The following is a 26407-nucleotide window of genomic DNA, read 5'->3' as shown; positions in this document are numbered from 1 at the left end:
CACCTGACCGGTGCAGCACGCCTCCTCCTCGTGGGCGACCACGAGGAGGAGGCGCCGGCTCAGACCTGTTCGCGGGCGGCGACGGCCGCGGCGACCCGTGCGATGGCCTCGTCGACGGGGATGCCGTTCTCCTGACGCCCGTCGCGGTAGCGGAAGGAGACCGCACCGGCCTCGACGTCGTCCGCGCCCGCGATGAGCATGAACGGCACCTTCTGCAGTTGAGCGTTGCGGATCTTCTTCTGCATCCGGTCGTCGGAGTCGTCGACCTCCACTCGCAGGCCCTGGGTCTTCATCCGGCGCGCGACGTCGTGCAGGTACTCGCTGAATGCGTCGGCGACCGGGATCGCCTGCACCTGCACCGGAGCGAGCCAGGGCGGGAATGCGCCGGCGTAGTGCTCGACCAGGACGCCGATGAACCGCTCGATCGAGCCGAATTTGGCCGAATGGATCATCACCGGCTGCTGCCGGGTGCCGTCGGAGGCCTGGTAAGTCAGGTCGAAGCCCTTGGGCTGGTTGAAGTCGTACTGGATGGTCGACATCTGCCAGGTGCGACCGATCGCGTCCTTGGCCTGGATCGACACCTTCGGGCCGTAGAACGCAGCGCCACCGGGGTCGGGCACGAGGTCGAGGCCGGTCTCCCGGCACGCCTGCTCCAGCACCGTGGTCGCTGTCGCCCAGTCCTCGTCCGAGCCGACGAACTTGTCCGGCTTGGAGTCGTCGCGCGTAGAGAGCTCGAGGTAGAAGTCGTCGAGCCCGAAGTCGCGCAGCAGGCCCAGGATGAAGGCCAGCAGGTGCTTGATCTCCGACGGCGCCTGCTCAGGGGTGACGTAGGAGTGCGAGTCGTCCTGGGCGAACCCGCGCACCCGGGTCAGCCCGTGGATCACACCGGACTTCTCGTAGCGGTAGACGTGCCCGAACTCGAAGAGCCGCAGCGGCAGCTCACGGTAGGACCGTCCGCGCGAGCGGAAGATCAGGTTGTGCATCGGGCAGTTCATCGCCTTGAGGTAGTAGTTCGCGCCCTCGAACTCCATGGGCGGGAACATCCCGTCGGCGTAGTACGGCAGGTGGCCCGAGAGGTGGAACGTCTGCTCCTTCGAGATGTGCGGCGTCCCGACGTACTCGAAGCCCTCCTCGATGTGGCGCTGGCGGACATAGTCCTCCATCACGCGCTTGATCACTCCGCCCCTGGGATGGAAGACGGGCAGGCCGGAGCCGATCTCGTCGGGGAAGCTGAACAGGTCGAGGTCGCGGCCCAACTTGCGGTGGTCGCGCTTCTCCGCCTCCGCGATCCGGTCGAGGTAGGCGTCGAGCGCCTCCTTGGACTCCCACGCGGTGCCGTAGATGCGCTGGAGCTGCTTGTTCTTCTCGTCGCCGCGCCAGTACGCCGCGGCCGAGCGCATCAGTTTGAACGCCGGGATCCGCTTGGTCGTCGGCAGGTGCGGACCGCGACAGAGGTCCTTCCATGCGACCTCGCCGGAGCGGCCGACGTTGTCGTAGATGGTCAGCTCACCCGCGCCGACCTCGGCGCTCGCGCCCTCAGCAGCATCGGCCGCGGAGCCCTTGAGACCGATCAACTCGATCTTGTACGGCTCGTCGGCGAGCTCGACGAGGGCGTCCTCGTCGGTGGTGACCCGACGGGAGAACCGCTGGTTCTCCTTGATGATCTTGCGCATCCGGGTCTCGATCTTGTCGAGATCCTCGGGAACGAAGGGCGTGGGGACGTCGAAGTCGTAGTAGAAGCCGTTCTCGATCGGCGGGCCGATGCCGAGCTTGGCCTCCGGGAAGAGATCCTGCACGGCCTGAGCCAGCACGTGCGCACAGGAATGGCGCAGGATGTCGTGGCCGTCCGCGCTGTCGATCACGACGGCCTCGACGACGTCGCCGTCGACGAGCTCGTAGGAGAGGTCCTTCAGCACGGCACCTGAGGCGTCGACGAGTCGCGCGGCCACGACGTCGGCGTCCTCGGCGAACAGCTCCCACGCCTTGGTGCCCGTCGTGACCGTCCGCTCCTCACGCTCACCTGCGTGACTGCGGACGATCTGGATCTCGGACACGGTGGCTCCTTAGCTGGACGGCGGGTGGCGGTGGCGACCCGGAGTCAGGCTATCGAGGCACCAGAGGCGGGCGCGCACGGATATCGCTCGCGTGCGCGACCGCGCCGTGGAGCCACTCAGCAGGAGATGTCGCGTCCCGCCGTCGGGGCAGGCGCCTTCTTGATCTGCTTCTCGGCAGTGCCCTTCTTGTCCAGGGTCCAGAACCGCGCCCAGTCGACGCCGATCCGGGTGTGCCGCATCTGGGTCGTCTCGTCGGGCGCGATGAGTGAGAGGCGCATCGTCAAGGGCTGGCCGCTCACGGCAGCAGTGTTCTTGATGGAGGCCGAGACCTTGGCGTCGACGAACCACGTGACCCGGTTCTTGGTGACCTCGACGGCGTAGGTGTGCCAGTTGTCGCGGTTCTTCACCACGCCGCCGACGGTGTGGGCCCACGAACCCGTGCCGTTGGTGACACCGAGGTCGACGGTGTTCTCATAGCCCTCGAAGTCGGCCATCGTGATCGTCTGGTTCGAGCACGCGCCGTTGGCCGTGCTCGCCGGGATGAGCTCGGCCTTGACGCGGTAGTTCGGTCCGGAGGGCCAGTTGGGCACCCTCATCCGGATCTCCCAGCGCCCGTACTTCTCGCCGGAACCGCCGAGCGTCGCTCGCGTGGTGCCCACGTTGTCCCAGCCGCGCCCCGTCGGACCGCTGTCGACGGTGAGCATTGCCCACCCGACCGCCGCGCGGCCGGTGCCGCTGCTGTACTCGCGCCACGGTGCGAGCGCCTCGCCGTACTCCCAGTCCCAGACCCACTTCAACGGCCACCACCCGAAGGTGTTGCCGGCGTGGATCGGACCGGGCTGGGTGTAGGGAGCGCGGGCCGCGCGCGGGGCGGGGGCGACGTCGGACGTGTTCGCCGCGCCACGTGCGGGCGCGGACGCCGTGCGAGCGCTCCCGGCCACGGTGACGTACTCGGGGAACGAGGGGAAGGCTGAGATGCCCGCGGACTTCATCGCGCCTGCCACCGCGCGATAGGCGATCTCTCCGGCCGCGTCGGGCGTGATGGCGAAGCGCGCGACGCCCTGGGCGTCGGTCACCCCCGACCCCGCCGTCGTCCATGACGTCGGGGTGAGGCGGCGTAGCAGGGTCACCGCCCGGCCGGCACGGGCCGGGGAGACGGCGACCCGCACGGTCGTCTGCTGGCCGAGGGCCGGCGCCGGCGAGAAGGAGATGTCGAACGACTGCTCGACGGGAACGACGGGCGCCTGCGGCGTCCGCTTCTTCAGGCTCGGGGCGAACACGCTGAACGGCGTCGCCATGCCCGGACCGCGCACGCGGAAGCGGAAGTTGCCGCGGGCGTCGGTCTTGCCGGTGCCGGCGTCGAGGTACCTGTCGCGCATGAATCGCTGAAGCACGATCTTGCGTTGACCCGTCGTACCGATGTTGCCGGTGATCGTGAGGTACTCCCCCGCGATGTACTTCGTCGGCGTCAGGGAGATACGCGCCTGACCTCGCTCTGCCGACGAGGCCGGCGAGAGGGATCCGGGCAGCACGAGCGCCACCGCGAACAGCAGCGCGGCGAACGGGAGGAGCGGGCGTCGGGCACCGCGGCGTCCAAGCGAAACAGGCATGGACGGAGCGTAGGTCGAGGCACCGACACCGGGAGGCGAATCCGACAACTCCGCCGGCATCGACAGCCGAGGTCAGGGGGCCGTGCGTGGACCCTCGTCCGCGCACGAGTCGAGCATCTCCTCGAGAGCCACGATCTCGCTGTGATCGGCCGCCAGACGCCACGCGTCCTTGACCGCGATCCATCGAGAGGCGAACGAGCACTGGTAGACCTTGCGCGGACGCCACGCGGCCGGGTCGTCGTCGCTCTTGGCCGCGTTGGTAGGCCCGTCGACGGCAAGCAAGTTGGCGAGGTCGTTGGCGAACCGTCGGCGCCGGTCGTCCTGCCATGACGCCGCACCCGAGCGCCACGCCTCCGACAACGGCACGACGTGATCGATCTGGATCGCCTGCGCCTGGGCGGGATTCTTCAGATCGTCGAAGGTCAGCGTGGCGCCGGTGTACGGGTCGATCCAGGTGCCGGCGAGGACGTCGTTCGGGCATCGGCCCTGCTGCTGGACCTGGGTCGACCCCGGCACCGCGTCGCGGAGCAGCACGTCGTCGCGCTGGTTGCAGCCGTTGCCGTCGACGTCGGCCCAGGACGAGCCGAACGAGCCCCGGTCGTAGGGCGGGAGTCCGCCGGGACGGCGATCGACCACGTCGAGATCGGCCAGCCGGCTCCTCGCCTCGGCCGGCGAGATCGATGCCGGAGCCCGCGGGATTCCGCGGTCATTCTCGACGTCGGGGACGCTGCACCCGACGAGGACCAGCGCGGCAACCACGCCGACGAGGAGCGGCGCCTTCCGTCGCGGCCGGGGCCGCGTCGTGCATATGAGGGTGGGCGATACTGGGTTCGAACCAGTGACCTCTTCGGTGTGAACGAAGCGCGCTACCACTGCGCCAATCGCCCTCATGGTCGTCGCCGTGGCGACGGTCGCCGACTGTAACGCATCGACGCTGTCGGGTTCACATCGCCCGACGCGACGCCGGCACGGGCGGCTCGCGCCGCGCTCACCGACCGAGCAGCTCGGGCTCGCGCCGGCGCCAGGTGTCGGCCGCGCTGCGCGTGATCGGACCCACCGACAGCTCCCGGTCGCCCCATCGGGTGACCGCCTGGACGTCGCGGGTGGTGGACACCACGAACACCTCGTCGGCGCCTTCGGCGACGAAGATCGGCTCGTCGACCTCGACCCCGCCGACCCACTCGAGCACCAGGGCGCGAGTCACGCCCGCCAGACATCCGCTGGCCAGGGTCGGCGTGCGGAGCTCGCCGTCGACGACGTAGAAGATGTTGGACCCGGTGCCTTCGCAGAGGTGACCGGCGAGGTTCGCGAACACCGCCTCCGTGGCCCCACGAAGCCGGGCGTCCGCCAGCGCGACGACGTTCTCGCCGTAGCTCGTCGTCTTGAGGCCCGCTAGCGGGCTGCGCTCGTTGCGGGGCCACGGCGCCGTCACGATCGACGTCGTGGGCTCACTGGCGTCCATCGCCGCCGCGACGACCGCGATCGTGGGCGCGTGGTCGCCACGACCCGAGCCGAGCGGCGCCGGCCCGGCAGTGACCGTGATCCGCAGGCGCCCCAACTCGAGCCGCTCGGCGCCCAGGACGGCGCGAACGCCTCGCTCGACCGCCAGGCGATCGAAGGACAGGCCCAGGCCCTCACCGGATCGCTCGAGGCGGTCGAGATGACGACCGAGCGCGAACGGCTCGCCGTCCACGACCTTGATGGCCTCGAAGACGCCATCACCGACGGTGAAGCCGTGGTCGGTCAGCCGGACAGCAGGCGCCGTGGGGTCGTCGAGGAGCTCTCCATCCAGCCATGCGTGCACGAGCGCCACTGTAGGCGGCGGCTCCGACGCTCCTGCGAGGGTCGGATCGGAGGTGCGACACCCCCGGTTTGGCGACCCTCAGGGCATCGGCTACTGTTCTCACGCACTCCGAAACACCAGGTCGCAAGGCCTGAAACTCGGAAGCGCAAGCGGACGTAGCTCAGTTGGTAGAGCGCAACCTTGCCAAGGTTGAGGTCGCGAGTTCGAGCCTCGTCGTCCGCTCGGAGAGGTCAGTGTCACGGCCAGGCCTCTATGGTGGGTTGGCCGAGAGGCGAGGCAACGGACTGCAAATCCGTGTACACGGGTTCAAATCCCGTACCCACCTCTGGTACACAACTTCACAACTCCCACGGAGCTCCAACTCGGTGGATTCGGGCGATTGGCGCAGCGGTAGCGCGCTTCCTTGACACGGAAGAGGTCACTGGTTCAAACCCAGTATCGCCCACAGCACAGAAACAGCCTCTGACCTGCGGAAACGCAAGTTAGGGGCCGTTCTGCTTTTCAGCGGTTGACGGATGCTGAGCGTTCTTGTGGGGCCGGAGTGCATTCCGTCAGGGCTCGACCTGAGCGTCGTGCTCGTCCGCATACTCCGGGCACACCGCGGCGACGACGACGCCGAGCCCCTCGATCACGCGTCCTTGATTCGCCACGACGTCGGGGAAGTCGGAGGCGAAGGCGTCGACGCGCTCGTCGAGAGGTGCGTCGTGCGCGAGCAGCGCACACGACCGGACGACGCGCTCGATGGTCAGCTCGACCTCGCGGTGGGAGACGTCGAGCGCCTGCGCGACCTGCGCGATGAGCGATCCGCCTGCGGTCTCGACGCGAGCCTGCCAGTTCTGCCGCGGCGTGGTCGGACGGCGCACCTCGGCGCTCGACGTCGAGCCGGTGTCGGACGGCGCGGTGCGCGGCCCTCCCGGCGCGTGGTCGCTGGCGCCCGCCCCCGCGATTCCCGAGGGCAGGCTGCGATCGACCATCAACGGCAGGGCCACGATCGCGACTGCGAAGCCGACGAGGATCAGACTGGTGCGGCGGTGGGTGCGGATCCATCCGAGCGCCTGGTGCCGCCACGGAACCTCCTCCGGGGCGACGAGGACGACATCCGGCCCGTCCTCACCCGGCCCCCACCCGCCCGTGGGTCGCACCTCGCCGGTCCAGCGCGCGCCGTCCCAGAAGCGCTCACGCCCCGGCGTCGCTGCGGCGTACCAGCCCGGCGGACGGCCATCCATGACCTGCTCATCGGCCCGATCGCGCCCGTCTGAAGTGTTCGCCGAGACACCGCGAGCAGGTATGGGAATGCCGGTATGGCCGACTACTAGACCGGTCGTCTGGCCGCCTTGACCGCCCCGATTCCGCGTCGCGATGCTCTCCACCGACCTCGGCCGCCACCGTGCCGGTCGACCCCCGTCCAAGGAGACCTCGCATGAGCGCCCAGCAGCCCTACGCCCCACCGCCCCCGCCGCCCGCCACCGGCAAGTCCTTCACCACCGCGGTGTTGCTGTCCTTCTTCCTCGGCGGACTCGGCGTCGACCGCTTCTACCTGGGCTACACCGGCCTGGGGATCCTCAAGCTCGTCACCTGTGGCGGCCTCGGCATCTGGGCGATCATCGACTTCGTCCTGATCGTGCTGCGCAAGATCCCCGACTCCAACGGACAGCCGCTCGTCTGAGCGAACACCGCGGGGTCACCCGCGCACCGCGACCGCCGGCGCTCCTGGACACAGGGGTTCCGGCGGTTCGTGGTTCATGCCAGGATCCACCGACGCACCGGCGGCCGGACCTGCGCCGTCGGATCCGAGAAGGAGAAGAATGGACTCGAACCTGCTCGCCATCGGCCTCCCAGCCGCCCTCGCGATCATCATGTTCGGGCTCGGACTCTCCCTCACCGTCGCCGACTTCGCACGCATCGGCCGGGAGCCCCGACCGGTCGCGATCGCGTTGGCCGCCCAGCTGCTGATCCTGCCGGCGCTCTGCTTCGCCCTGGTGAGCATGGCCGACGTCGACCCGTTGCTGGCCGTCGGCATGATGCTGCTCGCCGCCTCCCCCGGTGGTACGACGGCCAACCTGTTCAGCCACCTGTTCCGCGGCGACGTCGCGCTCAACATCACCCTGACGGCGGTCAACTCGGTCATCGCGGTCATCACGCTTCCGGTCGTGGTCAATCTGGCCGTGCACTACTTCGACCCCGAGGGCGCCGACGAGATCGGGCTCCAGTTCGCCAAGACGGTGCAAGTCTTCGCGATCGTCTTGATCCCGGTGGCGATCGGCATGTTCGTGCGACGTGCCCGGCCTGGATTCGCGCACGCGGCCGACAAGCCGGTGCGGATCGCCTCGGCGCTGGTACTGGCCCTGGTGATCGTCGGCGCCATGCTCGCCGAGCGGGAGAACCTCGGCGACTACCTGGCCGATATCGGCCTCATCGCCTGCCTCTTCTGCGCGATCAGCCTCGCGATCGGGTACGTGCTCCCCCGTGCGTTCGGCGTCAACGGCCCGCAGTCGCTCTCCAGCGCGTTCGAGGTCGGCATCCACAACAGCACGCTCGCCATCGCCGTGGCGGTGAGCGTGCTCGACAACGAGACCTTGGCAGTGCCGGCCGCGGTCTACGGTGTCGTGATGTTCCCGATCGCCCTCGCTGCCGGGTTCCTGCTCACCCGAGGAAACGCGCAGACGTCGACCGCCGCCCACTGACCCGCCAGCCATCCAGGGCATCGCGAGATAGCCCAAACCCTCCCGTGGACGGCGTCTGAAACTTCTCGCTCCAGAGTGGTCTAGATCTCATTCCGTGGGGCAGACTCGGCGAATGGAGCAGTTCTCGGGCTGTGTGCTCCTCCTCGTCGCGACGACGTTCGGGCTGCCGCACATCATGATCAGAGTCACCGAACGGTGGGAGCGTGGCCGCCGCGCCGCCGTGCTCGCCTCCGTGCGGATCCCTGACGGCGTCCACGACGCCCGGTGCGTGGATCAGGCGTGCACCTATGCCGACCCGCAAGCCGAGTTCGTCGCGCCGACGGTGTCCCCGCGCGGCGGCTGATCGCGCAGCACTCGCACGCCGCTACTCGTCGTCGGAGGCGAGGTCCTCGTGATGCGTACCGGGCCGCGGAGCCCACGGCCGCTCCTTGGCCGGACGGACGACGATGAGCCGGTCGCCGCGCGCCAGCAGCGCCACGACCGGATCGAAGTAGCGGTACACCTTCTCGTCGCGCACCACCGCGATCACCTGGTCGGGTAGCGACTGGGGCTGCCGTCCGACCTCGCTGACGAGCAGGTCGCGCTCGGCGACCTCCAAGCCCTCCCCGTACGTGAGGAGGTCCTCCATCACGGTGCCGAGCGTCGGCGAGAGCGTGGAGAGTCCGAGCAGTCGGCCCACCGCATCGGACGAGGTGATCACCGAGTCGGCACCCGACTGCCGCATGAGAGGGGCGTTCTCGTGCTCGCTCACCGAGGCCACGATCCAGGTGTCGGGGTTCACCTGACGCACGGTGAGCGCGGCGAGCACGTTGGAGTCGTCACGACCGGTCGTGATGATGACCTGGTCCGCTGTCGCCACGCCGGCGCGGCGCAGCACGTCGCGTCGCGTGGCGTCGCCGGTCACGACCGCCAGACCGTCGGCGTGCGCGTCGGCCAGGGCGGTCGGCGACGGGTCGACGACGACGACGTCGTCACGCGAGACCCCGTTGTTGACCAAGGTGTCCACGGCGCTGCGGCCCTTCGTCCCGTATCCGACCACGACCACGTGGTGCCCCATCCGCTTCCTCCATCGTGCGACACGGAACAGCTCGCGCCCCTGCGAGGCGAGCACCTCCAAGGTGGTACCGATCAAGAGCACCAGGAACCCGATACGCGCGGGTGTGATCACGAACGCGTTGATCAGGCGGGCGTGTGGCTCCACCGGCGCGATGTCGCCGTATCCGGTGGTGCTCAAGGTGACGGTCGTGTAGTAGATCGCGTCGATCAGGCTGATGCTGTTCGTCGGATCGTTGCCGTCGCGGTAGCCGTCACGGTCCAGATAGACCAGCAGCACCGTGCCGACCAGGATGGCGACAGCGAGAAGCAACCGGCGTCCGAGGATGAACCAGGGCGAGCGCGCTCGGTCGGGCAACGCCACGCCGCCCGCGCCGGGACTCGGCTCGGTCTTCTCCTGAGGCTGTGGCACCCCTAGAGCGTAGGACCGTCGGTCACCGAGGAGTCGTCGCCACCCCGGGCGAGGCGCGTGCGCAGTCGCTGCATCAGTTCACGGCGGGCGCGCATCGTGGTGACCTGCGGGAACACCTCGTCGAAGGCGGCGTTCACCGCCGCGCCGATGAGCACCGCGATCGCGACGATGTAGAGCCACAGCAGGACGGCGATCGGTGCGGCGAGCGGTCCGTAAATCGACTTGGAGTCGGCCGCGGTGATCGTGAGCACCCAGCGCAGCACGTAGGAGCCGAGGATCCATGCCAGCAGCGAGAACGTCGCTCCCGGGAGGTTGAAACTCCAGTTCGTCCGCACCGGCACCGACACGTGGTACAGCGTCGCGAGGAAGCAGATGCACACCACGACGACCACCGGCCAGTAGAAGCGCATCAGGAAGTCCAGGCGCTCCGGGAGAGCGTCGGACACCACGCTCGGCCCCGCGACCACGAGCGGGATCGAGACGGCGCCGGTGAGCATGGCCAGGATGTACAGCACGAACGAGAGCGCCCGGGTCTTGATGATCCCGCGGTGCCCGCCCAGGCCGTGCATGATCGTGATGGTGTCGACGAAGACGTTGAGCGCACGCGACCCCGACCACAACGCGAGCACGAATCCGAGCGAGATGACGTCGAAGCGCCCGCCGTCGAGCACCTCCTCGATCGTCGGGTCGATCACGCGGGTGACCGCGGAGTCGGTCAGGAACGCGGAGAAGAGATCGGTGACGGCGACGCGGATGTCGTCGAGCTGGGCCTGGGTGAACTGTTCGGAGACGTATCCGATCGCACCCGCCAGCGCGAAGATCAGCGGCGGCACCGACAGGATCGCGAAGAACGCCGCCTCGGCCGCCAGCCCGGTGACCCGGTAGCGCAGGCAGGAGGACACCGTCGTCACGACCAACCGCCACCAGGTGTGCAGACGACGGACCGCCCACGCGGGAAGCCTGGAGCGGATGCGCTCGGGCCACCGGACGGCGCCCCTGCGCTCGACCGCACGTTCGGAGGCACCCGGCGGCATGTCTCTACGGTAGCGATACGGGGACGGCGGATCCGTCACCCACGCGCCCCGGACTTCGTCGGTCGAACCGATCAGGCACCGTCGCTCTCGGTCGCCCAGGCCCGCTCCCGCACGGCTCGACGACGAGCTCACGACCTCTCCCACGAGAACGGCCGGCCCCTCCGCGTGAAGCAGAGGGACCGGCCGTCGTTGCGGCGGTCTGGTGTGACGGGCTCAGACCCGCTGCAACGGACGCTCGGGCCCACCCACCGAAGCGGCCACCACGGCCTCCTCCGGCTCGGTGGCCGGGCCGTGGTCGTCGACCATGGTCTCCTCGTCGAACGGGTCCTCGCCGCTGACGGCGCGGTCGAACTGCGCGCGGTCCAGGCCGCCGGTCCAGTGCCCGACCAGGACGGTGGCGACGGCGTTACCGGCGAAGTTGGTGACCGCGCGCGCCTCCGACATGAACCGGTCGATGCCGACGATGAGGCCTACGCCGTCGAGCAGCTCGGGGCGGTGGGAGCTGAGCCCGCCGGCCAGCGTCGCCATCCCGGCGCCGGTGACGCCCGCGGCGCCCTTGGACGCCACCATCATGAACACGAGCAGCGAGAGCTGCTCCCCGATGGCGAGCGGCTGGCCCAGTGCCTCGGCGATGAAGAGCGAGGCCATGGTCAGGTAGATCGCGGTGCCGTCGAGGTTGAAGGAGTAGCCGGTCGGGACGACGACGCCCACGGTGGGCTTGTCGACGCCGGCGTGCTCCATCTTGGCGATCAGTCGCGGCAGCGCCGACTCCGAGGACGAGGTGGAGACGATCAGCAGGAACTCGCGACCCAGGTAGCGCAGCAGTGAGAAGACGTTGATGCCGGTCGCGACCTTGAGCAGCGTGCCCAGGACGACGAAGACGAAGAGCGCGCAGGTGACGTAGAAGCCGATCATCAGCACGGCGAGGCTGACCAGCGCGTCGGCACCGGTCTCACCGACGACGGCGGCGATCGCGCCGAAGGCACCGACCGGGGCGGCCCACATGATCATCGAGAGGATGCGGAACACCAGGCGCTGCACGTGCCCGATACCGCGCAGGACGGGCTCGCCCGTGCGTCCCATGCCCTGGAGGGCGAACCCGACCAGGAGCGCCACGAAGAGCGTCTGCAGCACCTCGCCGGAGGTCAGCGAGGAGAGCAGCGATTCCGGGATGATGCCGAGCAGGAACTCCGTGGTCGATCCGTGCGCACCCTCGGCGAGCTTCTCACCGGCCCCGAGCGCGGCGTCGTCGAGCTTCAGGCCGTTGCCCGGGTGGAGCAGGTTGCCCACCAGGAGCCCGATGCCGAGCGCGAACGTCGACATCGTGATGAAGTATCCGAGCGCCAGCCCACCGACCTTGCCGACCTTGGCGGCGTTGGCGACCGAGCCGACACCGAGCACGATCGTGCAGAAGATGACCGGCTGGATGAGCATCTTGATCAAGCCGACGAAGGCCTGGCCGAGTGGCTTGAGCTCGATGGCGAAGGCCGGTGCGACGAGGCCGACCACGATGCCGAGAGCCACCGCCGCGATGACGGCGATGTAGAGGTAGTGGGTGCGGGCGCCTGAGGGGCGCCGCGTGACGTGCTTGGTGCTGCTCATGATTCCTCCTGCGGGACGGCCCCGGCCCGGCGATCGACCTGGTGACGGACTGGCGATGGGCGGCGGCACCCGGCATTCACCGGTGTGCGTTCATCGTGTGCGTCGTCGTGATCTGCGTCACCGTTGTGGTCGTTGTGGTCGCGATCACAACGACCACGTGCCGCCGGGCGCGACCTGAGGCAGAATCCGCGGCATGGTCCGACGGCGGCGCTCGAGCTCCGTCGCCCGCCAGATCTGGGTTCTGCAGGCCGCCGTACTCGGGGTGCTGATCGCGGTGTCGCTCGCCCTCGCCGTCCTCGACGCGCGACACGACGAACGCGACAACGCCTCGCGGCTGACCCTCGCCGTCGCTCGCGCGATCTCCGATGCCCCCACCATCGCGGCCGCGATGCGACTCGACGATCCGTCCGCGGTCCTGCAGCCGCTGGCCGAGCAGATCCGCGCGGACACCGACGTCGACTTCGTGACGATCATGGATCTCGACCGGGTGCGGCTGACCCATCCCGATCCTGCCCGGATCGGGGAGCTCTTCCTCGGCGACGTCGGCACCGCACCGCAGGGCCGACCGTTCACCCAGGAGTTCACCGGCACCCTCGGCCCCTCGATGCGCACCGTCGCGCCCGTGATGGACGACGGGCGGGTCGTCGCGCTCGTCGCCGTCGGAATCACGGTGCAGTCGATCGAGCAGGCGCTCCGCGGCGACCTGATCACCATCGGCGCCGCAGCCGCCGCGGTGTTCCTGGTCGGCGCGCTCGGCACCTGGCTGGTCACGCGTCGTCTGCGACGTCAGACCCACGGCCTGGGTGAGCAGGAGATCACCCGGATGTATGAGTACTACACCGCCGTGCTGCGCGCCGTGAGGGAGGGACTGATCCTGGTTGATCGACGCGGTCGGGTGGCGATGCTCAACCAGGAGGCCCAGCGGTTGCTCGATCTCTCCGACGACGCCGCCGGCCGCTCGCTCGCCGGCCTGGGCCTCGCACCCGCCTTGGTCGGCGCGGCACTCGGCGGGGAGTCGGTCGCCGATGAGCTGTTCCTCGCCGGGGATCGCGCACTGCTCGTCAGTGCCGCTCCGGCGGCGTGGGGTGGGCGCGAGGTCGGCGCCGTCATCACCTTGCGCGACCACACCGAGCTGCGCGACGTCACGGGCGAGCTGGACGTCGTCCGAGGGCTGACCGAATCGCTGCGATCCCAGACCCACGAGGCCGCGAACCGCCTGCACACCGTGGTGTCGCTGGTCGAGCTGGGCCGCACCGAGGAGGCGATCGCGTTCGCCACCGAGGAGCTCGCCGTGGCCCAGCGCCTGACCGACGACGTCGTCAGCGCCACCACCGACCCCGTCGTCGCCGCCCTGCTGCTGGGCAAGACCGCCGAGGCGGCCGAGCGCGGTGTCGAGCTGGTGATCAGCGGATCCTTCGAGGGCGACAGTGGCGGCGGCACGCCGATCCCGGCACGCGACCTGGTCACCGTCCTCGGCAACCTGATCGACAACGCCCTCGATGCCGTCGGCAACGGCTCGGGGCGACGGATCGAGGTCCACCTCGACGACCACGACGGGACGCCTCTGGTCTCGGTCGGCGACGACGGCCCGGGACTCACTCCCGAGGAGGCACGGCGGGCGCTGTCACGGGGATGGAGCACGAAGGCGGCCGGACGCGGTGTGGGTCTGGCGCTCGTCCGCCAGACGGCACTGCGTCACGGCGGCGACGTCACCATCGGCCGCTCCACCGCAGGTGGCGCGCTGTTCCACGTGCGCCTGGGACCACTGGCCACGGCGCCAGCCCCTGCGGACCTCGGAGCAGCGCCCGGGCAGGATGGTCTCCCGTGACGGTCAGGGTTCTCATCGTGGAGGACGAGGAGCTGGCGGCGCAGGCCCATGCGGCCTACGTCGACCGCGTGCCGGGTTTCGAGACCGGGGCGGTCGCCAGGTCGGCGACCGACGCGGCACGCATCCTGGACGGGGACGATGCCATCGACCTGGTGCTGCTCGACATGAACCTCCCCGACGGCCACGGTCTGGGCCTGCTGCAACGTCAGCGTGCTGCCGGACGCCTCGTCGATGTCATCGCGGTCACCGCGGCGCGCGACGCCGACGTCGTCCGGCACGCCGTGGCACACGGCGTCGTGCTCTACCTGCTCAAGCCGTTCACCTTCGCGACCTTCCGCGCCAAGCTCGAGCAGTACGCCGAGTACCGCGCACGCCTCGCCTCGACGTCCGGCGGCTTCGTGCAGGACGAGGTCGACAGCCTGCTCGGCACGTTGCGTCCCGTGCCCGCCGAGCCACCGAAGGGCGTCAACGCCGAGACTCTGCGCGAGGTCGTCGCCGCCGTCCGCGACGCCGAGCAGGCCCTGTCGGCGACCGAGGTCGCCGAGCTCGTGGGCTCGTCCCGCGTCACGGCACGTCGCTACCTGGAGCACTTGGCCGACGTCGGCCAGCTCGATCGCGCGCCTCGCTACGGCGGTTCGGGCCGACCCGAGGTCGAGTACCGCTGGCGTTGAGGCGACGTTCGGCGCGGAGTGGGCCCGGGAAGCCGACAGACCCCGACCCGGCGCCGCGTGGCGCTGGGTCAGGGCCTGGTTCGAGACGGTGGTCGCTCAGGCCAGGTCGAGACCCGGGTAGAGCGGGTGCTTGTCGAGCATCTCCGCCGAGGCGTCCTTGACCTTGTCGGCGACGCCGTCGGCGAGGCGGTAGGAGGCCTGGGACGGCGTCCCCGCCTTGGTGGTGCCGGGCTCGGTGTTGCGCAGCACCTCGACGATGAGGTCGGCGGTGCGGTCGAACTCGTCGTGGCCGAAGCCACGCGTGGTCAGTGCGGGCGTGCCGATCCGGATGCCGGAGGTGTACCAGGCTCCGTTGGGGTCGGCCGGCACGGAGTTGCGGTTGGTGACGATGCCGGCGTCGAGCAGCGCCGACTCGGCCTGGCGGCCGGTGAGTCCGAATGAGGAGACGTCGATGAGCACCAGGTGGTTGTCGGTCCCCCCGGTGACGAGTTTGGCGCCGCGGGAGAGCAGGCCACCCGCGAGGGACTGGGCGTTGTCGGCCACAGCCTGGGCGTAGGTGCCGAACTCTGGACGACGCGCCTCGGCGAAGGCGACCGCCTTCGCCGCCATCACGTGCGAGAGCGGGCCGCCGAGCACCATCGGGCAGCCGCGGTCGACGCTCGGGGCGTACTCCTCGGTCGCGAGCACCATGCCGCCGCGAGGTCCCCGCAGCGACTTGTGCGTCGTCGTGGTGACGATGTGGGCGTGCGGCACCGGGTCCTCGTCGCCGGTGAACACCTTGCCGGCCACCAGTCCGGCGAAGTGCGCCATGTCGACCATCAAGGTGGCGCCGACCTCGTCGGCGATCTCGCGCATCTTGGCGAAGTTCACCCGGCGCGGGTAGGCGGAGTAGCCCGCCACGAGCACCAGCGGCTTGAACTCGCGCGCCTTGGCGGCCACGGCGTCGTAGTCGAGGAGGCCCGTCTCCGGATCGGTGCCGTACTGCTGCTGGTGGAACATCTTGCCGCTGATGTTGGGCCGGAAGCCGTGCGTGAGGTGACCGCCGGCGTCCAGGCTCATGCCCAGGAGACGCTGGTTGCCGAGCTCCCGACGCAGCGACTCCCAGTCGGCCTCGGTGAGGTCGTTGACGTTCTTCTTCTCGGCGTTCGCCAACCACGGCCCCTCGACGCGATGGGCCAGGATCGACCAGAAGGCGACCAGGTTCGCATCGATACCCGAGTGCGGCTGAGCGTAGGCGTACTCGGCGCCGAAGAGCTCGCGTGCGTGCTCGGCGGCGAGCGCCTCCACCGTGTCGACGTTCTGGCATCCCGCGTAGAAGCGGTGCCCGACGGTTCCCTCGGCGTACTTGTCGCTGAACCAGGTACCCATCGTCAGCAGGACGGCGGGTGACGCGTAGTTCTCACTGGCGATCAGCTTGAGCGACCCACGCTGATCGGCGAGCTCCTGGCGGGTCGCCTCGGCGATCCGCGGCTCCACGGAGGCGATGACCTCGAGCGCCTGCTGGTAGGCGCTGCTGGTCAGGCTGGCAAGGTCCGGGGCGGTCATGGCCGCACTGTAGCGAGGCTCCGGCGCGGCTTCCGCATTCGCACCGGGCCCCTCCGGCCGACGTCGCGCCGGCCACATCCGCCGTCACCACCCGGCGTCTAGACCAGCGTCGGCGACGATCTCGATTTCCTCAGTTTGGTAACAAACACACCGAATGACCCCCCAGCGCCAGCAGTGCGTCGCCTGGAGGGACGGCGGGGCGCCAGGAGGTCCGCCACGGAGGGTGGGGGCCACTCATGGGGGGGCCAGCTCGCTGGCTCCAGGATGGAGAGACCATGCAGTACACGCGCACGCCCGCTCGGACCGCCACCCGCGGTTGGGCGGCCAAGCTCACCGGAATCGGCGCCACCACCGCGCTGATGACCGGCATGCTCGTCGCCGGCGCACCGGGCACCGCCCACGCCGCCGCCCCGACGTCGCCGATCCGCTACGAGTGCACGGGCCCGATGGGCCTGGTGAAGCTCGGCGTCGAGGTCGACATCACCAACCTGCCCGACGCGGCGCCGACCGAGCTGTGGATGCCGCAGGGCATCTCCTTCGATCTCACGATCGACTTCCCCACCAGCCTCTTCGGCGGACTCTTCGGCGGCATGTTCGGCGGACTCACCGGGCTGGGGGGCCTCGGTGGCCTGCTCGGCGGGTTCGGCGGGTTCAGCGCCGGCGACGACGTCCCGGGCCAGCTCGATGACTTCTCATTGATGTTCGGCGCGAAGAGGCTCAGGGTCGACGGCGTCAGCGACGACGTCACCAATCCGACCAAGAACCCGACACTCGACACCGACGGCAGCACCGACGAGTTCGCCCTCCCCACGCCGGGCGACTACCCGATCTCGCTGCCCGAGGAGTTCTCCTTCTCACCGCTGTCCTTCTTCGGCATCTCGCTGTTCAGCATCGACTGCGAGCTCGTGAGCAAGACCGCCGTCGTCGACGAGGTCGAGGTCGAGGAACAGGAGTCGGAGACCGAGACCGAGGTCGTCACTCCCACGCCGACCGAGGAGCCGATCGTCGTCACCACCGTCACCCGTCAACTCGGCAAGGGCGCCAGCGGCAAGGTCGTGGCGAAGGTCGGGAAGAAGACCGTGGGCTCGGGGACACTGCGCAAGGGCGTGACGAGGATGAAGCTGAAGGGCCTCTCCTCGGGCACGAACGCGGTGAAGGTGACCTACCTCGGCAACAAGACGACGAAGTCGAGCAGCGCGCTCGTGCGGGTGCGCAAGCGCTGATCGTCCGGCACCAGATGGTGACGATGCCCCGGAGCGGACCGCTCCGGGGCATCGTTCTGTCTAGACCACCGCGTGTGACGTACCCCTCACCGCGCGGTTCGAGCCTCCGGATTTCGTCCAAATTACGGACAGATGTCTCACATCACGAGATTTGGGTTTGGTCTACCTACGTCCGCTGACTGAGACTCGCTGATCATGGTCACTGGTGCGACGCACGCCTTCCTCGTGGTACGACGCCACGTGGACTTCGGCCGTACGCGCAGCAGTATGTGTCGGCCCCGCTGATCCCCCGCCGTCCAGCCTCCGCGCGCCGCTCCGGCGCGCTTCAGCGAAAGAGTGCGATCCGCCGCCATGTCCGACCTCCGCTTCCAGGCCACCAAGGCCCAGCACACCGAGATCCCCCGCCCCAAGCGTGCCGAGGGTCAGTGGGCGCTCGGGTACACCGAGCCGCTCAACAAGAACGAGCAGTCCAAGAAGGACGACGACCCGCTCAACGTGCGGGCGCGGATCATCAACATCTACTCCAAGCGCGGCTTCGCCTCGATCGACCCCGCCGACCTGCGCGGACGGTTCCGATGGATGGGTCTCTACACCCAGCGCGCGCCGGGCTTCGACGGCGGCAAGACCGCCACCCTCGGCGAGGAGGAGTTGGACGACGAGTACTTCATGCTCCGCGTCCGCTCCGACGGCCGGCTTCTCAGCGCCGACACCGTGCGCGCCCTGGGTGAGATCGGCGTGGAGTACGCCCGCGACACCGCCGACGTCACCGACCGCGAGAACATCCAGTACCACTGGATCCGGGTCGAGGACGTTCCCGCGATCTGGGAGAAGCTGGATGCCTCCGGCCTGAGCAGCCTCGAAGCCTGCGGCGACTCGCCCCGTCCGTTCCTGGGTTCACCGGTCGCCGGCGTCGCCAAGGACGAGATCATCGACGGCACCGCGGCGCTCGACGAGATCTACCGCCGCTTCATCGGCGACCCGGCCTTCTCGAACTTCCCCCGCAAGTTCAAGACGGCCCTGACGGGCCACCCGAGCCAGGATGTCTCGCCCGAGACCAACGACATCTCGTTCGTGGGTACCGAGCACCCCGAGCACGGCCCCGGCTTCGACCTCTGGGTCGGCGGCGGCCTCTCCACCAACCCCATGCTCGCAGCGAAGATGGGCGTCTGGATCCCGCTGGACGACGTCGCCGACGTCTGGGCCGGTGTGGCCTCGATCTTCCGCGACTACGGCTACCGCCGACTCCGCTCGCGCGCCCGGCTGAAGTTCCTCGTCGCCGACTGGGGTATCGAGAAGTTCCGAGAGGTGCTGGAGAAGGAGTACCTCGGCCGCCCCCTGGTCAGCCTGGACTCTCCCCCCGCTCCGGTGGGGCACCGCGACCACATCGGCGTCCACGAGCAGAAGGACGGCCGGTTCTACGTCGGGGTCGCGCCCTCCGCCGGTCGGGTCTCGGGCACGCTGCTGGTGCAGCTGGCCGACGTGATGGCCGAGTTCGGCGTCGCCGGCGCTCGCCTGACGCCCTACCAGAAGATCGTGCTGATCGGCGTCGAGCCCGACGCGGTCGAGGCACTGGTCGCGCGGCTGGACGAGATCGGTCTGCCGGCGCGCCCCTCGAACTGGCGACGCAACACGATGGCATGCACTGGCATCGAGTTCTGCAAGCTCGCGATCGTCGACACCAAGGAGCGCGCGCGCTCGCTGGTCACCGAGCTGGAGAAGCGCTTCCCCGACCTCGATGTGCCGATCACCGTCAACGTCAACGGTTGCCCCAACGCGTGCGCGCGGACTCAGGTCGCCGACATCGGTCTCAAGGGTCAGCTCGTCATGGACGGCGGAGAGCAGGTCGAGGGCTTCCAGGTGCACCTGGGCGGCGCGACCGGTCTACAGGCCAACTTCGGCCGCAAGCTCCGGGCGCACAAGGTGACGAGCGCCGGACTGGACGACTACATCACCGCCGTCGTCGGGAACTACCTGGTCGACCGCGAGGAGGGCGAGAACTTCGCCACGTGGGTCGCGCGCGCCGATGAGGAAATGTTGCGCGGCGAGAAGGCGTTGTCAGCAACATGAGCAACCGCGGCATCCCCTTCCACTGCCCCTACTGCGGCGACGAGAACCTGTGGCCCCACGAGGCCACTGCTTCCGATGGCGAGCCCGTCGTCGCTCACGGGGCCTGGGAGTGCCGCTCCTGCCTACGCGCCTTCTCGCTGAAGATGCTCGGCCTGGTGCGCCCGAAGGCGCTGCGATGACCACCGTCACCCAGCGCGCCCGTGACTCCCGCGGTATCGCCACAGCGGGTCGCTCCCCCGAGGAGCTACGCGACCTGGTCTCGCACTGGGGAGCCGAGCTCGAGCTCGCTCCGGCCGAGACGATCATCGAATGGGCCGCCGCCACCTTCGGAGACCGGTTCTGCGTGACGTCGTCGATGGGCGACGCCGTGTTGGCGCACGTGGCCTCGAAGGTCGTACCGGACATCGACGTGGTCTTCCTCGACACCGGGTACCACTTCGTGGAGACCATCGGCACCCGCGACGCCGTCGAGGCGACCATGCCGGTCAACCTGATCACGATCACACCTGTCCAGTCGGTCGCCGAGCAGGACGCGACCTACGGCAAGGACCTCTTCCGCACCGACCCCGACCTGTGCTGCAAGCTCCGCAAGGTGCAGCCGCTGGCCGACTCGCTCGCCGGCTACGACGCGTGGGCTACGGGCTTGCGTCGCGCCGAGACCCACAACCGGGTGATCGCTCCGGTGATCGGGTGGGACGCCAAGAAGGGCAAGGTCAAGGTCTCCCCCCTCGCTCGCTGGAGCGACGAGCAGGTCGAGCGCTACATCCAGGACAACGGCGTCCTGGTGAACCCGCTGGTCTACGACGGCTATCCCTCGATCGGCTGCGCACCCTGCACCCGGCGGGTGGCGCCGGGCGAGGACCCGCGATCGGGCCGATGGGCCGGCACCAACAAGACCGAGTGCGGCATCCACACCTGATCGCTGCACGCATCCAGCACCACCCCAGCATCACCAGCCCCGGGATACCGGGTCGTCAGCAGAGAGGAGGCAGCGCACCATGGCTGCTCCCGCATTGATCGCCCTGGCTCACGCGAGCCGCGACCCCCGCACCACCAAGACGATCGCCGCCTTGGTCTCGGAGGTGAAGGCGCAACGCCCTGACCTGCGGATCGAGCGCGCGTTCGTCGAGCACGGCGCGCATCGCGGCAAGCCGGAGTTCCAGACGGTCGTGGACCGCCTGGTGAAGGCCGGTCACCACGAGATCGTGGTCGTGCCGCTGGTGATGTCGGAGGCGTTCGGCGCCACGGTCGACATCCAGGCCGCCGTGGCGTTGGCCGGTGAGCGGCACCCCGGCGTCGCCGTCCGCACCAGCGCCATCCTCGGCATGGAGGCCGCCTTCCTGGAGGTGCTCGACGTCCGGATGCGCGAGGCTCTCCAGGCGTGCCGGGTCCGCGAGCTCGACGCACTCGTGCTTGCCGCCGCCGGGTCGACCGACCCGCTCGCCAACCAGGGCGTGGCCCGCCTCGCCCGGCTGTGGGGCACCCATCACAAGCTGCCGGTGACGGCCGCCTACGCCGCCAACACCCCCCCTGCCACGGGAGAGGCGGTGCGTGCCTTCCGCGCGGAGGGACGCCGCCACATCGCCGTCGCCTCGCTCTTCCTCACCCCCGGCGAACTGACCGACCGGGCCGAGGAGCTCGCGCTCGAGGCCGGGGCGGTCGCCGTCTCCAAGCCGCTGGGTGCCCACCCCGAGGTCGCTCGGATGGTGCTCGCCCGGTACGCCGTCGGCGCAGTCGAGCTCGTCCCCGTCTGAGGCGTTGACCCGTCTCTACTTGAAGACGGGTCAACCTCGCGACGGCCGTTGACCCGTCTTTACCTGGAGACGGGTCAACGCGCGATGGCGGCCAAGAGGTCCGCAGCGAGCGTCGCCGGCGCGGTGGTGAGACCGCCGTGCACCGGCCCGGGTTGCAGCACGGTGCTGCGGGGCGCCTTGAGGTAGCCGAACCGCTGCGACGTCGCAGCGGCGGCAGCCGCGCCTGCCCTGTCGACGTCGCCCCGGCAGACCGCGTCGACGTGTGCCAGCGCGTCCGCGAGATCGTCGAGATCCAGGTCGTCTGCGAGCGCGTGCACCCGAGCACCGTCGACGTGCCACACGACGTCGAGCAGATCGGCGTCCTGGCAGTAGACGACGACGCCGACGTTGAGGAACTCCTCGCGCTCGGGGCGCGGAACGCACCGCAGGACGACGTACTGGTACGCGTCGGCTTCGTCCGTCATCGCGGATCGCCACCCGGCAGCCACTGTCGCGTCGCAGCCCGCGCCGTCAGGAACTCGCGGTAGGCGCTGCGGACATCCTCCGGGCCGACGGTGCCGGGCACCGGCTCGAGCCAGTCGGCCGGCACCGTGGCGACGATGTCGCCGAGCAGGTCCTCGGTGAGGATCGACGTCACCTCGGCGTCGACCGCCGCGAGCTCGGTGGCCCGATCACGGAACAGGTGATCGCCGACGCTCCACGGTTGCGCTGCGAAGCGCGCAGGGTCTCCGACACCGTTCGACCATCCGTGGTGGAAGTAGAGCGATGCGCCGTGGTCGATCACCCACAGCCGCTTCCCCCACCAGAGCAGGTTCGGGTTGCGCCACGAGCGATCGACGTTGGCGATGAAGGCATCGAGCCAGACGATCCGAGACGCGAGCTCGGCAGAAATCTCCCCCGCCGCCTCGGGCCCGAACGAACCAGGGAGGAAGTCGATGCCGAGGTTCGTGCCGACACTGGCACGCAGCAGATCCTGCACCTCCTCGTCGGCCTCGAACCGGGTCAGCGCCTGGTCCAGATCCAGGACGACCTGTCGCGGGGTGTCCAGGCCGACTGCCGAGGCGACTCCTGCTGCGATCACCTCCGCCACGAGTACCCGCAGTCCCTGGCCTGCGCCTCGGAACTTGCACACGTAGGTGCCCCAGTCGTCGCCCTCGACGACTCCCGGCATGCTGCCGCCCTCGCGCAGCGGCGTGAGGTAGCGGGTGACGGCGACCTGCGCCAACGGCTCCCTCATGCGATCGGCGCCTCGTCGTCGAGACGCCGCCGCTGTTCGGCGACGTCGAAGTCGGCGACGGGCCAGGACAGGCCCATACCCCGCAGCGCGCTGCCCAGCAGCGAGGCGACCGCAAGGTCCCGGTACCACTTGCGATCGGCCGGGACGACGTGCCAGGGCGCGGCGGCGGTGTGGGTCCTCTCGATGGCCGTCTCGTAAGCCCTGCGGTAATCCGTCCAACGACCTCGCTCGTCGATGTCGCCCGGGTTGAACTTCCAGTGCTTGCGCGGGTCGTCCAGTCGGGCCAGCAGTCGTTCCCTCTGCTCCTGGGGCGAGATGTGCAGCATGCACTTGACCAGGACCGTTCCCTGGTCGACCAGACGCTGCTCGAAGTCGACGATGGCGTCGTAACGACGCTCGATCTCAGCGGGCGGGGCGAGCTCCCGCACCCGGGCGATCAGCACGTCCTCGTAGTGCGAGCGATCGAAGACGCCGACGGCACCCGGCGGCGGCAGCTCCCGTTCGATGCGCCAGAGGAAGTCGTGTGCCCGCTCTTCCTCGGTCGGCGCCTTGAACGCGGCGATGCGGACACCCTGCGGGTCGAGCATGCCGACGGTGTTGCGCAGCGTGCCCCCCTTGCCCGAGGTGTCCATCCCCTGCAGCACCACGAGAACGCTGCGGTGCCCGCCGGCTCTCCCGTGGGCGAAGAGCCGCTCCTGGACGTCCGCGAGCTCCTCGCCGAGCTCGGCCAGGGCTGCGCGCCCGGCGTCGCGGTCACCGTCGAAGCCAGGCGTGGCGTCCGTCGGGATCGACGTCAGGTCGAGGCCGGCGAGGTCGTCGGGAAGTCTCAGGTCCTGCATGCGCCGATCATGGCACCGGCCCGCCGTGAGCGCGGGTCAGCGCGCCCGGGAGACCAGCGGCTCGCGGCTCGACCACGGGAAGTCGATCCAGGCGTCGGTCTGCTTCCAGCAGTAGTCGGGCTTGACCACCGAACGTGCTTTCTCATAGACCGTGGCGATCCGCGCCTCGGCGACGTGATCGGCGCAGAACTCCTGCACGTGCTGGAGGGTCAGCCCCGTGTCGGCGATGTCGTCGGCGATCAGGATCCGCAGGCCGTCGAGGGCGACGACGTCCGGCGTGGGCGGCAACATGATCGGCACCGGCAGGCGGGTGTCGACGCCGGTGTAGAACTCGACGTTCACTGCAGACAGGTTCTTGACGTCCAGGGCGTAGCCCAGCCCCATGCCGAGGGCCAGACCCCCTCGTGCCACGGACAGGATGAGATCGGGTTCGAACCCGCTGGCGACCACCTGACGTGCCAGACCGTCGATCGCGTCCCCGAAACCGGACCAGGTCAGCTTCTCGTGCTCGTCGCTCACGCGCACGAGTGTGGCACTGCTGCATGACGGCCGGGTTTCATCCCGCGTCGGGGGCCACACGATCAGCAGCCGCCAGCTCCTCGCGCACGACGGCGAACGCCAGGCCTGAGCCGTACCCCTTGCGGGCGAGCATGCCCACCAGACGGCGGGTGGCCGTGACGTCGTCGACCCGCGCCAACGTGCGCAGCTTCTTGCGCACCAGCGCGCGGGCCGCCTCCGTCTCAGCGTCGGGGTCGAGTTCGTCCAGCGCGGTACGCGCCGTCTCGTCGCCGACGCCCTTGCGTCGCAGTTCCTGGGCGATCGCCCGCCGCGCCAGGCCCTTGGCCGACTGGCGACCGCTCGCCCAGGCACGCGCGAAGGCCGCGTCGTCGACCAACCCGACCTCCTCGAACCGATCGAGGAGTCGTCCGGCGACCTCCTCGGGCACCCCCCGCGAGCGCAGCTTCTCGGCGAGCTCGTGACGGCTGCGCGCACGCCCGGTCAACTGATCGAGCAGGATCGTGCGGGCGACCGACTCCGGGTCGGCGTCCGGGCCCGCGTGCACCGGGGCCGGCGGGGGGGGGCCCGCCGCCCGGCCCCCGGGGGGGGCCGCCCGCCCGCCGGACCACGGGTGCGTCCATGCGTCCAGGCGTCGACGCCGAGCCCGACGTCGCCTGCCCAGACCGGGGTCGGATCAGAAGTCATCGACACCGATCGGGGTGTCCGGCAGGTCCGCGAGGTCGTCGGGGACATCGACGGACGGGCCGACCCCGAGCTTCTCCAGGATCTTCTTCTCGATCTCGTTCGCCAGGTCGGGGTTGTCGCGGAGGAACGTGCGTGCGTTCTCCTTGCCCTGACCGAGCTGGTCGCCTTCGTAGGTGTACCAGGCGCCGGCCTTGCGGATCAGGCCCGCCTCGACTCCGACGTCGATCAGGCCACCCTCACGGCTGATGCCCTTGCCGTACATGATGTCGAACTCGGCCTGCTTGAACGGCGGCGCGACCTTGTTCTTGACGACCTTGACGCGGGTGCGGTTGCCGACCATGTCGGTGCCGTCCTTGAGGGTCTCGATGCGACGCACGTCCAGCCGCACCGAGGAGTAGAACTTCAGCGCCCGACCACCGGTGGTGGTCTCGGGGGATCCGAACATCACGCCGATCTTCTCGCGCAGCTGGTTGATGAAGATCGCGGTCGTGCCCGAGTTGTTCAGCGCGCCCGTCATCTTGCGCAGCGCCTGACTCATCAGACGGGCCTGCAGACCGACGTGGCTGTCCCCCATCTCGCCCTCGATCTCGGCGCGCGGCACCAGCGCCGCCACGGAGTCGATGACGATGAGAGAGAGCGCACCGGAGCGCACCAGCATGTCGGCGATCTCGAGGGCCTGCTCACCGGAGTCGGGCTGGGAGACCAGCAGCGCGTCGGTGTCCACCCCGAGGGCCTTGGCGTACTCGGGATCGAGGGCGTGCTCGGCGTCGATGAAGGCCACGATGCCGCCCTGGGCCTGCGCGCTGGCGACGGCGTGCAGCGCCACGGTCGTCTTACCCGAGGACTCCGGGCCGTAGATCTCCACCACGCGACCGCGCGGCAGGCCACCGAGGCCCAGCGCGACGTCGAGGGCGATCGAGCCGGTCGGGATGATCTCCAGCGGCGCTCGGCTCTCCTCGCCCAAGCGCATCACCGAGCCCTTGCCGAACTGCTTCTCGATGTTGAGCAGTGCGGCGTCGAGGGCCTTGTCGCGGTCTCCAGCAGCCATGTCTCGTCCTTAGGTCAGGGGGTGCGGTTCGTTGTCTCGAGGGACGCTAGAACCAGGCACCGACAGTCCCGGGTCGACGACCGGGAACCCCTGTGGAGAGTCCGCCGCGTCGTCGGCGTCAGCACCGACCGTAGTACGAACACCTGTTCGAAGAACAGCGACACGCCCGGTTCCGAGTCACCGGATCGGCAGCTCGGGCCACGCTGTCAGTGCAGGTCGTCGAACGACCGCTCGCCGAGCTCGGCCTGACGCCGCTCCACCCGCAACACGGCGGTCTCGTGCTCGGGATCGCCCGACATCGCGGCTGCCAGACGCAGGTGCGGGAGCGCATCGGCGTAGCGCGACTGGCGCTCCAGGCTGCGGCCCAGGGCGTGCCGTGCCCACACGTCGTCCGGCACCTGCTCCACGATCTCCCGCAGCTCCTCCTCGGCGCGTCGGAGCTGGGCTCGGATCAGGAACGCCCAGGCACGCAGCGAGCGCAGCCCGACGTTCTCAGGCTCCGACTCCAGCGCCGGCTCGAGCACGGCCAACGCCTCCGCAGGCGCCCGGCGGCTCAGCAGGTCGTGCGCGACCCGATAGGCACTCTCGTGCGACGCCGCCTGGCCGGGGAAGACCACCGGAGGCGCACTCAGTACCTCGTCGGCGCCGAGCCCGCCGTCCTCACCGGCGGGCACGTCGGGCACGCTCGCGTCATCGGCCACGCCTCCACCCTGCCACACCCCCGACCGCGCTCGGAGGC

26 protein-coding genes and 4 tRNA genes are annotated in these 26407 nt (G+C 69.7%); 13 read left to right on the top strand and 17 right to left on the bottom strand.

The window, feature by feature from the left end; genetic code table 11:
- Positions 1-59: 59 nt before the first annotated feature.
- The 5 genes from thrS to KSO97_RS01230 all read right to left on the bottom strand — a co-directional run bounded on the left by thrS (position 60) and on the right by KSO97_RS01230 (position 5468).
- The gene (gene thrS / locus KSO97_RS01250) at positions 60-2054 is read right to left on the bottom strand and encodes a threonine--tRNA ligase (protein ID WP_232675987.1); all 1995 of its coding nucleotides are present in this window, start codon (positions 2052-2054) and stop codon (positions 60-62) included.
- 116 nt (positions 2055-2170) lie between these two features.
- Entirely contained in the window at positions 2171-3664 is a 1494-nt protein-coding gene (locus KSO97_RS01245; protein WP_232675986.1) for a glycoside hydrolase family 16 protein, read from the bottom strand.
- Between the two features lie 72 nt (positions 3665-3736).
- Positions 3737-4423, bottom strand: coding sequence for an HNH endonuclease family protein (locus KSO97_RS18110; protein ID WP_232675985.1), 687 nt, complete (start codon positions 4421-4423; stop codon positions 3737-3739).
- Positions 4424-4479: 56 nt separating this feature from the next.
- Positions 4480-4551 (bottom strand) — tRNA-Val (locus KSO97_RS01235).
- 101 nt (positions 4552-4652) lie between these two features.
- Positions 4653-5468 carry an aminotransferase class IV gene (locus KSO97_RS01230; protein WP_232675984.1) on the bottom strand — a complete coding sequence of 272 codons (816 nt, stop codon included), beginning with the start codon at positions 5466-5468 and terminating at the stop codon, positions 4653-4655.
- A gap of 149 nt (positions 5469-5617) precedes the next feature.
- On the opposite strand from KSO97_RS01230, the gene KSO97_RS01225 reads away from it, so the two are divergent.
- From KSO97_RS01225 to KSO97_RS01215, 3 genes are all read left to right on the top strand, one after another.
- Positions 5618-5690 (top strand) — tRNA-Gly (locus tag KSO97_RS01225).
- A gap of 32 nt (positions 5691-5722) precedes the next feature.
- A tRNA-Cys gene (locus KSO97_RS01220) sits at positions 5723-5793 on the top strand.
- Between the two features lie 48 nt (positions 5794-5841).
- Positions 5842-5913 (top strand) — tRNA-Val (locus tag KSO97_RS01215).
- A 106-nt stretch (positions 5914-6019) separates the two neighbouring features.
- Here KSO97_RS01215 and KSO97_RS01210 read toward each other — a convergent pair.
- A complete protein-coding gene (locus KSO97_RS01210; protein ID WP_232675982.1) occupies positions 6020-6694 on the bottom strand; it encodes a DUF2510 domain-containing protein in 675 nt (224 codons plus the stop codon).
- Between the two features lie 194 nt (positions 6695-6888).
- Here KSO97_RS01210 and KSO97_RS01205 point away from each other — a divergent pair, with 194 nt between their 5' ends.
- The 3 genes from KSO97_RS01205 (at position 6889) to KSO97_RS01195 (ending at position 8495) form a co-directional block, all read left to right on the top strand.
- Positions 6889-7134, top strand: a complete 246-nt coding sequence (locus KSO97_RS01205) for a TM2 domain-containing protein (RefSeq protein WP_232675981.1) — start codon at positions 6889-6891, stop codon at positions 7132-7134.
- A gap of 139 nt (positions 7135-7273) precedes the next feature.
- Entirely contained in the window at positions 7274-8152 is an 879-nt protein-coding gene (locus KSO97_RS01200) for a bile acid:sodium symporter family protein (RefSeq protein WP_232675980.1), read from the top strand.
- A 112-nt stretch (positions 8153-8264) separates the two neighbouring features.
- On the top strand, positions 8265-8495 hold the full coding sequence (locus tag KSO97_RS01195; RefSeq protein WP_232675979.1) for a hypothetical protein: 231 nt from the start codon (positions 8265-8267) through the stop codon (positions 8493-8495).
- Between the two features lie 21 nt (positions 8496-8516).
- Here KSO97_RS01195 and KSO97_RS01190 read toward each other — a convergent pair whose 3' ends face one another.
- The 3 genes from KSO97_RS01190 to KSO97_RS01180 all read right to left on the bottom strand — a co-directional run bounded on the left by KSO97_RS01190 (position 8517) and on the right by KSO97_RS01180 (position 12253).
- The gene (locus tag KSO97_RS01190) at positions 8517-9617 is read right to left on the bottom strand and encodes a TrkA family potassium uptake protein (protein ID WP_232675978.1); all 1101 of its coding nucleotides are present in this window, start codon (positions 9615-9617) and stop codon (positions 8517-8519) included.
- A gap of 2 nt (positions 9618-9619) precedes the next feature.
- Complete coding sequence (locus tag KSO97_RS01185; protein WP_232675977.1) at positions 9620-10651, bottom strand: YihY/virulence factor BrkB family protein; 1032 nt, start codon at positions 10649-10651, stop codon at positions 9620-9622.
- A gap of 213 nt (positions 10652-10864) precedes the next feature.
- Positions 10865-12253, bottom strand: coding sequence for a cation:dicarboxylate symporter family transporter (locus KSO97_RS01180; RefSeq protein ID WP_232675976.1), 1389 nt, complete (start codon positions 12251-12253; stop codon positions 10865-10867).
- Positions 12254-12446: 193 nt separating this feature from the next.
- Here KSO97_RS01180 and KSO97_RS01175 point away from each other — a divergent pair, with 193 nt between their 5' ends.
- Together KSO97_RS01175 and KSO97_RS01170 are read left to right on the top strand one after the other, a co-directional pair.
- Positions 12447-14081, top strand: coding sequence for a sensor histidine kinase (locus KSO97_RS01175; protein WP_232675974.1), 1635 nt, complete (start codon positions 12447-12449; stop codon positions 14079-14081).
- Positions 14078-14752, top strand: a complete 675-nt coding sequence (locus tag KSO97_RS01170; RefSeq protein ID WP_232675973.1) for a response regulator — start codon at positions 14078-14080, stop codon at positions 14750-14752. Before KSO97_RS01175 ends, KSO97_RS01170 begins: the two co-directional genes overlap by 4 nt.
- Before the next feature lie 96 nt (positions 14753-14848).
- Here KSO97_RS01170 and KSO97_RS01165 read toward each other — a convergent pair whose 3' ends face one another.
- Positions 14849-16297, bottom strand: a complete 1449-nt coding sequence (locus KSO97_RS01165; protein ID WP_232675972.1) for a glycine hydroxymethyltransferase — start codon at positions 16295-16297, stop codon at positions 14849-14851.
- 275 nt (positions 16298-16572) lie between these two features.
- Between KSO97_RS01165 and KSO97_RS01160 the strand changes: the two genes are divergently transcribed.
- The 5 genes from KSO97_RS01160 (at position 16573) to KSO97_RS01140 (ending at position 21341) form a co-directional block, all read left to right on the top strand.
- Positions 16573-17520, top strand: coding sequence for a hypothetical protein (locus tag KSO97_RS01160; protein WP_232675971.1), 948 nt, complete (start codon positions 16573-16575; stop codon positions 17518-17520).
- Between the two features lie 351 nt (positions 17521-17871).
- Positions 17872-19587, top strand: a complete 1716-nt coding sequence (locus KSO97_RS01155) for a nitrite/sulfite reductase (protein WP_232675969.1) — start codon at positions 17872-17874, stop codon at positions 19585-19587.
- Positions 19584-19766 carry a hypothetical protein gene (locus tag KSO97_RS01150; RefSeq protein ID WP_232675968.1) on the top strand — a complete coding sequence of 61 codons (183 nt, stop codon included), beginning with the start codon at positions 19584-19586 and terminating at the stop codon, positions 19764-19766. The genes KSO97_RS01155 and KSO97_RS01150 overlap by 4 nt, the downstream gene beginning before the upstream one ends.
- Positions 19763-20506 carry a phosphoadenylyl-sulfate reductase gene (locus KSO97_RS01145; protein WP_232675967.1) on the top strand — a complete coding sequence of 248 codons (744 nt, stop codon included), beginning with the start codon at positions 19763-19765 and terminating at the stop codon, positions 20504-20506. Before KSO97_RS01150 ends, KSO97_RS01145 begins: the two co-directional genes overlap by 4 nt.
- Before the next feature lie 79 nt (positions 20507-20585).
- Positions 20586-21341 carry a sirohydrochlorin chelatase gene (locus KSO97_RS01140; RefSeq protein ID WP_232675966.1) on the top strand — a complete coding sequence of 252 codons (756 nt, stop codon included), beginning with the start codon at positions 20586-20588 and terminating at the stop codon, positions 21339-21341.
- 74 nt (positions 21342-21415) lie between these two features.
- Here the strand turns inward: KSO97_RS01140 and KSO97_RS01135 are convergent, their stop codons facing one another.
- From KSO97_RS01135 to KSO97_RS01105, 7 genes are all read right to left on the bottom strand, one after another.
- Complete coding sequence (locus KSO97_RS01135; RefSeq protein ID WP_232675965.1) at positions 21416-21805, bottom strand: DUF3037 domain-containing protein; 390 nt, start codon at positions 21803-21805, stop codon at positions 21416-21418.
- Positions 21802-22578 (bottom strand): HipA family kinase, encoded by a 777-nt coding sequence (locus tag KSO97_RS01130; protein ID WP_232675964.1) that lies wholly within the window; start codon positions 22576-22578, stop codon positions 21802-21804. Before KSO97_RS01130 ends, KSO97_RS01135 begins: the two co-directional genes overlap by 4 nt.
- Complete coding sequence (locus tag KSO97_RS01125) at positions 22575-23417, bottom strand: PPK2 family polyphosphate kinase (RefSeq protein WP_232675963.1); 843 nt, start codon at positions 23415-23417, stop codon at positions 22575-22577. Before KSO97_RS01125 ends, KSO97_RS01130 begins: the two co-directional genes overlap by 4 nt.
- A 36-nt stretch (positions 23418-23453) precedes the next feature.
- Positions 23454-23936: a phosphoribosyltransferase gene (locus KSO97_RS01120; RefSeq protein ID WP_232675961.1), complete on the bottom strand. Its 483-nt coding sequence runs from the start codon at positions 23934-23936 to the stop codon at positions 23454-23456.
- 37 nt (positions 23937-23973) lie between these two features.
- Positions 23974-24480 (bottom strand): regulatory protein RecX, encoded by a 507-nt coding sequence (locus KSO97_RS01115; protein ID WP_232675960.1) that lies wholly within the window; start codon positions 24478-24480, stop codon positions 23974-23976.
- Positions 24481-24609: 129 nt separating this feature from the next.
- The gene (recA, locus tag KSO97_RS01110) at positions 24610-25668 is read right to left on the bottom strand and encodes a recombinase RecA (RefSeq protein WP_232675959.1); all 1059 of its coding nucleotides are present in this window, start codon (positions 25666-25668) and stop codon (positions 24610-24612) included.
- A gap of 206 nt (positions 25669-25874) precedes the next feature.
- Positions 25875-26369, bottom strand: a complete 495-nt coding sequence (locus KSO97_RS01105; RefSeq protein WP_232675958.1) for a tetratricopeptide repeat protein — start codon at positions 26367-26369, stop codon at positions 25875-25877.
- Positions 26370-26407: the final 38 nt, after the last annotated feature.

Origin of the sequence: Nocardioides sp. R-C-SC26 (assembly GCF_021246465.1) — a bacterium.
In the GTDB taxonomy this organism is placed as follows: domain Bacteria; phylum Actinomycetota; class Actinomycetes; order Propionibacteriales; family Nocardioidaceae; genus Nocardioides.
Note: the sequence above shows the minus strand (reverse complement) of the source record. Positions and strands in the feature narration are given on the sequence as shown.

Excerpts from the sequence above, each read along its gene's own strand:
- KSO97_RS01245 (WP_232675986.1), bottom strand. The coding sequence starts at position 3,664 with ATGCCTGTTTCGCTTGGACGCCGCGGTGCCCGACGCCCGCTCCTCCCG.
- KSO97_RS01210 (WP_232675982.1), bottom strand. The coding sequence starts at position 6,694 with ATGGATGGCCGTCCGCCGGGCTGGTACGCCGCAGCGACGCCGGGGCGT.
- KSO97_RS01205 (WP_232675981.1), top strand. The coding sequence starts at position 6,889 with ATGAGCGCCCAGCAGCCCTACGCCCCACCGCCCCCGCCGCCCGCCACC.
- KSO97_RS01200 (WP_232675980.1), top strand. The coding sequence starts at position 7,274 with ATGGACTCGAACCTGCTCGCCATCGGCCTCCCAGCCGCCCTCGCGATC.
- KSO97_RS01195 (WP_232675979.1), top strand. The coding sequence starts at position 8,265 with ATGGAGCAGTTCTCGGGCTGTGTGCTCCTCCTCGTCGCGACGACGTTC.
- KSO97_RS01185 (WP_232675977.1), bottom strand. The coding sequence starts at position 10,651 with ATGCCGCCGGGTGCCTCCGAACGTGCGGTCGAGCGCAGGGGCGCCGTC.
- KSO97_RS01180 (WP_232675976.1), bottom strand. The coding sequence starts at position 12,253 with ATGAGCAGCACCAAGCACGTCACGCGGCGCCCCTCAGGCGCCCGCACC.
- KSO97_RS01175 (WP_232675974.1), top strand. The coding sequence starts at position 12,447 with ATGGTCCGACGGCGGCGCTCGAGCTCCGTCGCCCGCCAGATCTGGGTT.
- KSO97_RS01165 (WP_232675972.1), bottom strand. The coding sequence starts at position 16,297 with ATGACCGCCCCGGACCTTGCCAGCCTGACCAGCAGCGCCTACCAGCAG.
- KSO97_RS01160 (WP_232675971.1), top strand. The coding sequence starts at position 16,573 with ATGCAGTACACGCGCACGCCCGCTCGGACCGCCACCCGCGGTTGGGCG.
- KSO97_RS01155 (WP_232675969.1), top strand. The coding sequence starts at position 17,872 with ATGTCCGACCTCCGCTTCCAGGCCACCAAGGCCCAGCACACCGAGATC.
- KSO97_RS01150 (WP_232675968.1), top strand. The coding sequence starts at position 19,584 with ATGAGCAACCGCGGCATCCCCTTCCACTGCCCCTACTGCGGCGACGAG.
- KSO97_RS01145 (WP_232675967.1), top strand. The coding sequence starts at position 19,763 with ATGACCACCGTCACCCAGCGCGCCCGTGACTCCCGCGGTATCGCCACA.
- KSO97_RS01140 (WP_232675966.1), top strand. The coding sequence starts at position 20,586 with ATGGCTGCTCCCGCATTGATCGCCCTGGCTCACGCGAGCCGCGACCCC.
- KSO97_RS01135 (WP_232675965.1), bottom strand. The coding sequence starts at position 21,805 with ATGACGGACGAAGCCGACGCGTACCAGTACGTCGTCCTGCGGTGCGTT.
- KSO97_RS01130 (WP_232675964.1), bottom strand. The coding sequence starts at position 22,578 with ATGAGGGAGCCGTTGGCGCAGGTCGCCGTCACCCGCTACCTCACGCCG.
- KSO97_RS01125 (WP_232675963.1), bottom strand. The coding sequence starts at position 23,417 with ATGCAGGACCTGAGACTTCCCGACGACCTCGCCGGCCTCGACCTGACG.
- recA (WP_232675959.1), bottom strand. The coding sequence starts at position 25,668 with ATGGCTGCTGGAGACCGCGACAAGGCCCTCGACGCCGCACTGCTCAAC.